Annotated in this window: 4 protein-coding genes; 1 reads left to right on the forward strand and 3 read right to left on the reverse strand. The window is 40.9% G+C overall.

The annotated features are described in order from the left end of the window. Positions 1 to 62: 62 nt before the first annotated feature. On the reverse strand, positions 63 to 263 hold the full coding sequence (locus tag DFQ04_RS05180) for a hypothetical protein (protein WP_133553351.1): 201 nt from the start codon (positions 261 to 263) through the stop codon (positions 63 to 65). Further along, on the reverse strand, positions 263 to 778 hold the full coding sequence (locus DFQ04_RS05185; RefSeq protein WP_133553353.1) for a DUF4920 domain-containing protein: 516 nt from the start codon (positions 776 to 778) through the stop codon (positions 263 to 265). The genes DFQ04_RS05180 and DFQ04_RS05185 overlap by 1 nt, the downstream gene beginning before the upstream one ends. Positions 779 to 986: 208 nt before the next feature. Here DFQ04_RS05185 and serA point away from each other — a divergent pair, with 208 nt between their 5' ends. Continuing rightward, on the forward strand, positions 987 to 2,879 hold the full coding sequence (gene serA / locus DFQ04_RS05190) for a phosphoglycerate dehydrogenase (RefSeq protein ID WP_133553355.1): 1,893 nt from the start codon (positions 987 to 989) through the stop codon (positions 2,877 to 2,879). 69 nt (positions 2,880 to 2,948) lie between these two features. On the opposite strand, the gene DFQ04_RS18310 is transcribed toward serA, so the two are convergent. Continuing rightward, positions 2,949 to 6,737: HYR domain-containing protein (locus DFQ04_RS18310; protein ID WP_166637255.1), on the reverse strand; the 3,789-nt coding region annotated here is incomplete at its 5' end.

A 6,737-nucleotide genomic window follows, 5' to 3' on the forward strand; every position in this document is an offset into this window, starting at 1 on the left:
GAGGTGAAAAAGGTATATGTTGTGCTAAATATCACAAAAAAAGGAAGCAGGGCTTCCTTCTCTTAAATTTCATCTAAATCGTAGTCTTTTCCTCTACCCCATCGGAGTAATTCCTCGATTGTATACCATTCAAGGGTATCCAAATCTTTGATTTTAAAGTTGGTGTCAGACAATCTTGACATAATCTCAATCTTCCTCACCTCTCCCATATTGATGAGTCGGTATTTTCTACCGACTCGAAGATTATCCAACCCTATTGCCATTAAGCTTTCGATTTAATCAATACTCCGGTAGCTTCGAAAGTAATTTCTTTCTTAGGCTCAGTGATTGCTTCTACTTCCTCTTTGGTTTTACCCTGATCTTCTGCATAATGACGAAGTGTTTCCACATCAGTTTCGGTCAAAGTAGCGACTCCTTCCATTACGATTGGGAATCCTTGGGAATTGGTAGGAAGGAAAAATCCATAATCTTTGAATGTCACTCGCATGGAATTTCCATCTGGAAGATCCATGGTAAACCAACATCCCTTTTTTGTACAGACTTCCTTGATTTCACCGGTAATTTTTCCCTGAAAAGTCCCTTCATTTTCTACTTTGGAAACCATTTCGGCTGGAGTCAGGATTTGCTCTTCTTTTACGATATCTCCGTAATTACCTGGTACAACCTCTGCTTCACCGATTACTTCATAAGTTGTCTGAACAGATTCTTCGGTGGCCTGCTTGCAGGAAAATGAAATTGCCGCCAATGCGAATACAGCTAAGAAAAGTGTCTTTTTCATATTTTTTGATTTAGTCTTCAAAAATAGTTCAAATGCGCAATGGATAAAAATCTTATTTATTGATTCCTAAGCGGATTGAAATGAAAACAGAGGGAATTTTCAATTTTTTCAATTTTGAAAAACTTTTTGATTAATTCCTCCAATAAAACTTCAGATTCTTTGACAATCCCTTAATTTTACAGTGAAAATTACCTATTGACCCTGCATCATGCCTCAAACCAAAAAATTCATCATTGATTTTGACAGTACATTTACCAGAGTAGAAGCATTGGATATTTTAGGAGAGATTTCTCTTCAGGGAGATCCTGAAAAATCCACCAAACTCCAAGCTATAAAAGACATCACTGATAAAGGAATGGAAGGATCGATCACCTTCCGGGAAAGTTTGGAAAAAAGACTGGATATTCTCAAGGCGGATAAATCTCAAATTTCCAATCTTATTGCAGCACTAAAGCAAAAGGTTTCCAAATCCTTTGAAAGAAATAAGGAATGGTTTCAGGATAATTCTGATGATGTGTACATTATATCCAATGGTTTCAAGGACTTTATCATTCCTATTGTTGCGGATTACGGAATCAAAAAGGAGAATGTCTTTGCCAATGATTTTGTCTATGATGAATCCGGAAAAATCATTGATTTCAATCGGGAAAATCCTCTTTCCAAAAACAACGGAAAAGCAGAAACGATCAAAAATGTCAATTTGGAGGGAGATATTTATGTGATCGGAGATGGCTATACCGATTATGAAATCAAAGCTTCTGGATTGGCCAATAAATTTTATGCCTTTACAGAAAATGTTCATCGACCTAGAGTGACTAGCCAAGCAGATCACATCGCACCGAGTTTTGACGAAATTTTATACATCAATAAATTGAACACGAAGTTTTCTTACCCAAAAAGCCGAATTAAAGTTCTCCTGCTTGAGAATGTACATCCTATTGCAGTAGACCTTCTTCGTGAAGAAGGTTACCAAGTGGAAGTGGCAACTGGAGCCATGAGTGAAGAAGAACTCTGCGAAAAAATTCAAAGCGTATCCATCTTGGGAATTCGCTCCAAAACCAATGTCACTAAAAAAGTATTGGAAAACGCTAATAGGCTATTGGCTATTGGAGCATTTTGTATTGGAACAAATCAGATTGATCTGGAGGAATGCCAAAAGAGAGGAATTGCGGTATTTAATGCCCCCTTCTCCAATACCCGCTCAGTAGTAGAAATGGCAATCGCCGAAATTATCTTTTTAATGAGAAGATTTCAGGATAAGTCTGTGGGAATGCACCAAGGAAAATGGGACAAATCCGCCACTGGGTCTTTTGAAATCAGAGGTAAAAAACTCGGCATCGTCGGTTATGGAAATATTGGAGCTCAACTTTCTGTTTTGGCAGAAAACATGGGTATGAATGTTTTCTACTACGATGTCATTGAAAAGCTTGCCTTGGGAAATGCAACAAAGGTGAATTCCTTGGAAGAATTGCTGTCTACTTGTGATGTTATTTCACTCCATGTTGATGGGCGAAAAGACAACAAATGCCTGATTGATAAGGAGAAAATCAGTAAAATGAAGCCTGGAGCTCTTTTAGTCAATTTAAGTAGAGGACACGTAGTTGACATTCCTGCTTTGAGAGACGCGATTCTTTCTGGTCATTTGGGTGGTTGTGCTGTGGACGTTTTCCCAGAAGAACCAAAAAACAACAAAGAACCTTTTGAATCTGAGTTAATTGGATTACCCAATACAATCCTTACCCCACATATTGGAGGAAGCACCTTGGAAGCACAAGAAAATATTGCCCGATTTGTTCCGGGAAAAATCATGGAATACATCAATACGGGAAATACCTTCAATTCCGTAAACTTCCCGAATATTCAATTGCCATTCTTGAAGGATGCGCATAGATTGATTCATATCCATCACAATGAGCCTGGGGTTTTGGCGAAAATCAACCAAGTCTTAGCCAACTTCAACATCAACATCGTAGGACAATACCTCAAGACTAATGAGAAAATTGGGTACGTAATTACTGATATTGACAAAGCTTACGATGCTGATGCCATCGAGGCACTAAAAAATATTCCCGGAACTATCCGTTTTAGGACGCTTTATTGATTCCACAGAAGGCAAAAATAGCAAAAGCCCCGAAAGATCGGGGCTTTTGCGTTTCTGTTAGCTTTTGGATTATTCTATTTTCACCAATCGCTTTGTGATTGTTTCAAATCCAATCTGTACCTGAATTTGATACAATCCGGCACTCAGGCTCTGTAGATTTACATTTCGGATAAATCCACGCTCTTGGTAACCACTCTCCTCAAAGACCAGCCTACCCGCCGAGTCAAACAACCGAATGCTAACATCATTTGCCTGATTAAGATCCACCTTGATATTAGTTTCCTTGGATGCAGGATTTGGATAAACAGCCACTTGATTGGCTCCAATCTCTCGTGAAATTCGAATTTCTTTAGAAATACTCTGTCCTACCCTATCAATACTTGTGACCGTGATACTGTACTCATAGCGGAGTTCACCTTTACCAATCCAAATTACCTGATTGCCATCTAACTCAAAGTCAATTGACGGATCAAGCTGATAATCATGGATATTGTCTGCAGGATCTTCAGTTTCCAGTACACCAATTACCTGGCCTTTTATCTGGTTTTTAGCGATCACCGGATTGCTCAATGTAATATCCACTGCTTTTGGCTTATCCATCACTAGTACCATCATGCTGACTTTCTCATTGAGAGCGAAAGAATATTGCAAAGATTTCAACCTTCCCTCGATCTGATAAATACCAGGAGTCAAAGGATCGTAATCTTTTTCATTCCATTCTACCTCAAATTCCAAGGACTCTTCTAATTCGTCTACCGACCAAGTATAGTCTTTCAGCTCTTCAAAAGGCGTATTCCAAGCGACTGTTACCAAAGCATTAGAATCAATGGATTTGTTTTTGCCTTTTGCAGGCATGTGGATTACGATATTTCCACCGGAAATTTCAGTATTAGCATCCGCAAAATCAGAACTTCCTAACTGATTGTCATAAACCGTATTTCCACTGATAGTTTCCCAAATCTTTATTCTAAACTTATCTGATTCAGTTGATTCTTTGAGAGCGCCATCGATGGCAGACACCATAAATGAGTAGCCTTCTACACCATTAATTTTACCAGTTCCCTTATATATTCCTTTTGCCCCTGCAATTACCAAAGACATATCTTCATGAGAAGAACTGTTAAAGTTCAAGTCACCATTTTTAAACTGGAACTCTGTATTTCCATCTACCCGATTACTTCCTTTTCTGTATTTAGCTACAAATCCAAAATTGGCTCGTCCTTCTAAATCAGGATCATTTAGATACGCACCTTTTGGAGACCAAATCCATCCACCTCCAGTAATAAATCCTCCATTAGGATCAAAGATTACAGCAAGGTCTGTTAAAGCTGTCCACTCATTACCGCATACATCTACAAGTACCAATTGGATCTGATATACACCCGCCTGTGAATAGGCATATTCTGCTGCAAAATTCTCAAATGGAGCCGTTAGAATGGTTTCATCACCATTATCCCACACCCATTTTGCTTCTACAATTTCACCAGAAATAGACGCATTCACTTGAACAGGATTGTTGATTTGAATAGGATCAAGTGGACCTGAAATGCTTGTTACAGGTGAGGCATCAAGACAAGGATTATCAGAGCAAGACTCTGGTGATCCCGGATTTTTATTAGGATCCTGATCATCACAATCCAAATTATTATCAGCATAGCCTATTGGAGCTAAGCAGAAATATTCAGGTTGTGCATTTTCACTTCCATAGCCATCTCCATCCGCATCGATATAGAAGGCAGTTTGTACACCTTCGTCGATTGTTCCATCACAATTGTTGTCCTTACCATCACAAAGCTCAGGAGCACCAGGATAAACCGTGTCGTCAGAGTCATCACAATCTGAATTATCTACCACATAGCCTTCAGCTGCGGCACAAGCAAATACTGCCTCAGCATTCACATCTCCATAGCCATCTCCATCCGCATCGATAAAGAAGGCAGTTTGTACTCCTTCGTCGATCGTTCCATCACAATTGTTGTCTTTACCATCACAAACCTCAGGAGCACCAGGATATACCGTGTCGTCTGAGTCATCACAATCTGAATTATCAGTGACGTAGCCCTCTGGAGCCGCACAAGCATATACTGCCTCAGCATTCACATCTCCAAAGCCATCTCCGTCTACATCCATGTAGAAGGCAGTTTGTACACCTTCGTCGATCGTTCCATCACAATTGTTGTCTTTGCCATCACACAGCTCAGGAGCACCAGGATATACCGTGTCGTCTGAGTCATCACAATCTGAATTATCAGTGACGTAGCCTTCTGGACCGGCACAAGCAAATACTGCCTCAGCATTCAAATCTCCATAGCCATCTCCGTCCGCATCGATATAGAAGGCAGTTTGTACACCTTCGTCGATTGTTCCATCACAATTGTTGTCCTTACCATCACAAACCTCAGGAGCACCAGGATAAACCGTGTCGTCAGAGTCATCACAATCACCTTCATTTGGAGTAAATCCATCATTATCTGAATCTAAATCTCCAGGATCTATAGTGTTAATACTTATTGTGACAATAGCAATGGCTGAACCCTGATTTCCGTTTACATCAGTTAAGGTCAAGGTGATGATATTCTCTCCTTCATCTGCAACAGTGAAATCAGTTTGACTTAATTGGTAACTCAAAATTCCACAATTATCGGTAGAGCCGTTATCCACATCTAATGGATTCAGAACAAGAGTTTGATCCGCATCAATTTCAAATGCTCGATTACGGGTCAAAACCACTGGAGCTTCATCGTCGGTAACAGTTACATCGAAGCTGCAAGTAGATTGATTACCTGCTGCATCGGTGGCAGTATAAGTTACTCTTGTGGTACCAATTGGGAAAACTGAACCAGGTTCAAAGTTGCTTGTTAAGTTTACAACTCCACTATTATCTGTTGCAAATGGTTGACTCCAAGAAACTGTAGCTCCGCAGATTCCGGGATCATTTGAAACGGAAATATTTGTAGGACACTCATTAATCATTGGATCAATATTGTCTTCACTTTCTGAAATAGTTACTCTGAAACTACATTCTGCAGAATTTCCAGAAACATCAGTAACCCGATAAGTAACAATAGTTTCTCCCAATGGGAACTCCGTTCCACTTGCAAAGCCTTCAATTAACTCAACCGAAGAAATACCACAATTATCTGTGGTAACTGGTGCATCATATGTAATAGTCTTACCTGTAACCCCAAATTCAACTGTAGTACTTATATCGGAAGGACATGTAATCACCGGGAGCTGGAAGTCATTCACCGTCACCGTGAAGCTCGCTGTTTCGGTATTACCGTGGATATCCGTAGCCGTGTAGGTGACCGTCGTGGTGCCTACCGGATAGGTTGATCCGTTCGCCTGGTCAGAAGAGAAGCTTTCTATGCCGCAGTTGTCTGCTGCTTGCGGCTCTGCCCAGCTCACCACCGCTCCGCAAAGACCTGCATCATTACTGATTTCGATGTTTGCAGGAATATTGGTGATCACTGGTTTCTCGCTATCGTTCACCGTTACTGTGAAGCTCGCTGTTTCAATGTTGCCATGAATGTCCGTAGCCGTGTAGGTGACCGTCGTGGTGCCTACCGGATAGGTTGATCCGTTCGCCTGGTCAGAAGAGAAGCTTTCTATGCCGCAGTTGTCTGCTGCTTGCGGCTCTGCCCAGCTCACCACCGCTCCGCAAAGACCTGCATCATTACTGATTTCGATGTTTGCAGGAATATTGGTGATCACTGGCTTCTCGGAATCATTGACCGTCACCGTGAAACTCGCTGTTTCAATGTTGCCATGGATGTCCGTAGCCGTGTAGGTGACCGTCGTGGTGCCTACCGGATAGGTTGATCCGTTCACCTGGTCAGAAGAGAAGCTTTCTATGCC

The sequence above is a fragment of the Algoriphagus boseongensis genome (assembly GCF_004362805.1).
GTDB lineage: Bacteria > Bacteroidota > Bacteroidia > Cytophagales > Cyclobacteriaceae > Algoriphagus > Algoriphagus boseongensis.

Coding starts and splice junctions, on each gene's coding strand:
- DFQ04_RS05180 (WP_133553351.1), bottom strand. CDS start 263: ATGGCAATAGGGTTGGATAATCTTCGAGTCGGTAGAAAATACCGACTC.
- DFQ04_RS05185 (WP_133553353.1), bottom strand. CDS start 778: ATGAAAAAGACACTTTTCTTAGCTGTATTCGCATTGGCGGCAATTTCA.
- serA (WP_133553355.1), top strand. CDS start 987: ATGCCTCAAACCAAAAAATTCATCATTGATTTTGACAGTACATTTACC.